The following is a 3,907-nucleotide window of genomic DNA, read 5'->3' as shown; positions in this document are numbered from 1 at the left end:
CGCGGCAAGCGCGGCCGGCGGCGGAGCGGCCGGCGCGGCCAGAGCCGCCTGCTGCGCCGCGGTGAGCCTCGCGTAGCGCGCCTTGACCCCGCTGATCTGCGTCTGCAGTTCGGACTGCTTGCGCTGCAGGTCCGCACGCAAGGCGGCAGCCTCGTCGGCGACGGCCCTGGCTTCGGCGGCGGACTCGGCCGAGGCCGCCTCGACGGCCGTGGCCTCCTGGTTGGCCTGGCGGAAGCCCTGCATCTGCAAGGCCATCTCGGTGGCCATCACGCGCTGAACCGCGAGTCTGTCGATCAGGTTCTGCGGCGATGCGGCGGTCAGGATGGCGTTGAGACCGTCGGTACGGCCGCCCATGTACATCGAGACGGCCAGCTTGTCGACCGAACCCTGGTAGCCGGCCAGCCGGAGCTTGGCCGTGTCGAGTGCGGCGAGGTCGTTGGCGTGTTTTTGGTCCGCCTCGGTCTGGAGTTGCAGCTTCTTGTCGAGGTCGAGTCCGGCCGAGTGGATGCTCTCGGTGACCTGCTCGGCCTGCCGGGAAAGTTCCTGCAGCTTGGCCAGTGTGTCCTCGGCCGGATCGGCGAACGCCGGGCCGTTCCACACCGCGCCGAAAGCGGTGATGCCCACGATCGCGCCGACAAGAGGCTTGGAGGAGAGCAACCTGGTTACGAGCGCGGGGTGAGGCTTGGGGTGAGGCTTGGGGTGAGGCTTCAAGACTTCGCATCCTTTGACTGCCGTCGTCGGCGTCCTCGCCGAACTGCCGGACCGTGTGCCCTAGGTCTCGAACAGGTTACGAAACGGCATCGGCTTTGTCCATCGGGCGGATTAAGAATCGGGCCAGATTCGCGCTACCCGGCCAGCCCCGGGCGGCCCTCGCGCCGGATGGGCACCAGCCGCAACCGCGGAGCCATCCCCGCTTCGGCAAGGGCCTCCAGCGCCGCCCGCTCGTCCTGCAGCAGAGTTTCCGGAACCCCCAGCAGAACGCTGACCACGCAGTCCCGGCACCCCGGCCCGCGTACGGCGCACTCGTCACAGTCGATGACCACCGGCTGGTCGGGGTCCGGCGTCTGGTGTCCCATCTCGGTCTCCATCTCGGTCTGCATCTTCGGTCTCCATCCGCGAAACTGCTCGTCGCAGTGGTCGCCACGCACGTTAGGAGGACCCCCCGACAAAATCCCGGCGGGTGTCGCCGGCGCCGATTGTCGGAATCCCCGCCTAGCGTCTGAAGATCATGGCCGGCCTGCAACTGAGCTTCGCCGATGTCGGCGAGTTCGCCGACGCCCACTCAGACGTCGGCGGGGTCCCCCTACGGGAGACCACCTTCGTCGTCGTGGACCTGGAGACCACCGGCGGGCGGTCCAGACCCGGACCCGACGGGTACTTCGACGCGATCACCGAGATCGGCGCGGTCAAGGTGCGCGGCGGCGAGGTGATCGGCGAGTTCGCCACCCTGGTCGACCCGCAGCGCAGCATCCCGCCCCAGATCGTCGAACTCACCGGCATCACCACCGCCATGGTGCGCGACGCTCCTGCCATCTCCGCCGTGCTGCCGATGTTCCTGGAGTTCGCCCGCGGAGCGGTGCTGGTGGCCCACAACGCCGGCTTCGACATCGGCTTTCTCCGCGCGGCCGCCGGGCGGTGCGGCATCGACTGGCCGCGCCCGGAGGTGCTGTGCACCGTCAAACTGGCCCGCCGGGTCCTGACCCGGGAGGAGGCGCCGAGCGTGCGACTCTCCGCCTTGGCCCGCCTCCTCGGATCGGCCACCGAACCCACCCACCGGGCGCTCGACGACGCCCGCGCCACGGTGGACGTGCTGCACGCGCTGATCGCAAGGGTCGGCAACCAGGGCGTCACGACCTACCCGGAACTGCGGTCCTACCTGCCGAACGCGACCAACGCCCAGCGCGCCAAACGCGCTCTCGCCCAGGGGCTTCCGCGACGGCCGGGGGTCTACCTCTTTCGCGGGCCGTCCGAAGAGGTGCTCTACATCGGTACCGCCGCCGACCTGCGCCGCCGGGTCGGCCAGTACTTCACCGGGGCGGACCCGCGCGGCCGGATCAAGGAGATGGTGGCGCTGGCCACGGCGGTCGATCACGTCGAGTGCGCGCACGCGCTGGAGGCCGGCGTCAGGGAACTGCGACTGCTGGCCGCCCACGCCCCGCCCTACAACCGCCGATCGCGGTTTCCGCACCGGTGGTGGTGGCTGGTGCTGACCGACGAGCCCTTCCCGCGGTTCTCGGCGATCCGCGGGCCCCGCCAGGAGCGGGCGCTGGGCCCGTTCCGGTCCCGCGCCGAGGCCGGCGATGCCGCCGATCTGATCGCCCGGTTCACGGGTGTCCGGACCTGCTCGAGCAGGATCGGACGGGGCGGCAGCCACGGGCCGGCCTGTCCGGAGCGCGAGGTCTCCCCCTGCGCCGCGGCCCGCGGCCTGAACGCCGATCAGTACGCGCCGGCGCCGCGGCGGGCCGCCGACCTGATCGACGGCCTCGACGGCACCGCGCTGGCCGCGGCGGTCGGGCGGGTGTCCGAACTGGCCGATACGGCCCGCTACGAGAGCGCCGCCCGGCAGCGGGACCTGACCATGGCGGCGGTGGAGGTGCTGTGGCGGGGCCAGCGACTGCGCACGCTGGCCGGCGTCGAGGAACTGGTGGCCGCCGCGCCGGACGGCCAGGGCGGCTGGCAACTGGCGGTGGTGCGGCACGGACAGCTCGCCGCCGCCGGGTGCGCCCGGCGTGGAGTGCCGCCGATGCCGGTGGTCCGGGCGCTGCTGAGCGGGGCCCAGGCGGTGCTCCCACAGCCCGCGCCGCTGGGCGGCGCGCTGGTCGAGGAAACCTCGCTGCTGTCCCTCTGGCTGAACGGGCCGGGTGTTCGGATCGTCTGCGCCACAGACGGTTTCGCAACGCCACTGCACTCGGCAGGCCCCTGGCTGGGGTGGGCCGCGGCGGCCCGTTCGGCGCACCACGCCGCCGCCGAACTCATGCGGGCCGGGGACTCAGAGCTGCTGGGTGAAACGCGCCCACCGGTCCAGCATGCGACCGGCGGCTCCGGTGTCGATGGCCTCGGCCGCACGGGCCAGGCCGTCCTCCCAGGACGGCAGCCATTCGGCATGGCTGGATAGTCCGGCGTGGGCCACCATCGCTCCGGCCGCGTTGAGCACCACCGCATCGCGCACCGCCCCGCCGGCCCCGCCGAACACCGCGCGGGCCTCGCCGGCGTTGGTTTCGGCATCGCCGCCGACCAGCTCCGCGACCTGCGCACGGGGAAATCCGAAGCCCAGCGGATCGAAGGTCAGCTTGTCGATGGTGCCGGCCCGCACCCGCCAGATGGTGCTGGTCGTGGTGGTGGTCAGCTCGTCGAGCCCGTCGTCGCCGTGCACCACCAGCACGCTGGCGCGCCGTGCGGCGAACACCCCGGCCATCACCTCGGCGAGCTCGCCGAACGCGCAGCCGATCAGACCCGCCCGCGGAGTGGCCGGATTGGTAAGCGGGCCAAGGAGATTGAAGACCGTCGGCACGCCGATCTCGCGGCGAGGCGGGCCGGCGTAGCGGTAGGACGGGTGAAACACCGGCGCGAAACAGAATCCGATGCCCACCTCCTGCACACACCGGGCCACCTGCTCGGGACCCAGGTCGATGCGCACCCCCAGCGCCTCCAGCATGTCCGCGCCGCCACTGCGTGACGAGGCGGCCCGGTTGCCGTGCTTGACCACCGGTATGCCCGCGGCGGCCACCACGATCGCCGCCATCGTCGACAGGTTGACCGTGTTGGAGCCGTCGCCCCCGGTGCCCACCACGTCCACGGTCTCGGTGCCGATCACGTCGGTGGGAACCCGCAGCGCGTAGGCCAGCATGGTGTCCGCCAGTTCACGCACCTCGGCGGCGGTCGGACACTTCATCTTCATCGACACGCC

At 71.8% G+C, this 3,907-nt stretch carries 3 protein-coding genes and 1 pseudogene; 1 reads left to right on the top strand and 3 read right to left on the bottom strand.

Going from position 1 to position 3,907, the window contains the following annotated elements; translation table 11 throughout:
• Together ADBZ5U_RS14915 and ADBZ5U_RS14910 are read right to left on the bottom strand one after the other, a co-directional pair.
• Positions 1 to 624: coiled-coil domain-containing protein (locus tag ADBZ5U_RS14915; RefSeq protein WP_526811487.1), on the bottom strand; the 624-nt coding region annotated here is incomplete at its 3' end.
• 221 nt (positions 625 to 845) lie between these two features.
• Positions 846 to 1,100 carry a hypothetical protein gene (locus ADBZ5U_RS14910; protein WP_526811485.1) on the bottom strand — a complete coding sequence of 85 codons (255 nt, stop codon included), beginning with the start codon at positions 1,098 to 1,100 and terminating at the stop codon, positions 846 to 848.
• Between the two features lie 128 nt (positions 1,101 to 1,228).
• Here ADBZ5U_RS14910 and ADBZ5U_RS14905 point away from each other — a divergent pair.
• Positions 1,229 to 3,052 (top strand): annotated as a pseudogene (locus tag ADBZ5U_RS14905) (DEDD exonuclease domain-containing protein); the annotation flags it as partial.
• On the opposite strand, the gene trpD reads toward ADBZ5U_RS14905, so the two are convergent.
• Positions 2,990 to 3,907: anthranilate phosphoribosyltransferase (gene trpD / locus ADBZ5U_RS14900; protein WP_526811483.1), on the bottom strand; the 918-nt coding region annotated here is incomplete at its 5' end. The pseudogene ADBZ5U_RS14905 and the gene trpD sit on opposite strands and share 63 nt — an antisense overlap.

Source organism: Mycobacterium sp., from assembly GCF_040398885.1.
Classification (GTDB): domain Bacteria; phylum Actinomycetota; class Actinomycetes; order Mycobacteriales; family Mycobacteriaceae; genus Mycobacterium.
The sequence above is the reverse complement of the archived record's forward strand: the minus strand, read 5'-3'. Positions and strand labels throughout refer to the sequence as shown.

Bases quoted from the DNA above. Each gene is read 5' to 3' on its own strand.
- ADBZ5U_RS14910 (WP_526811485.1), bottom strand. From the start codon at position 1,100: ATGCAGACCGAGATGGAGACCGAGATGGGACACCAGACGCCGGACCCC.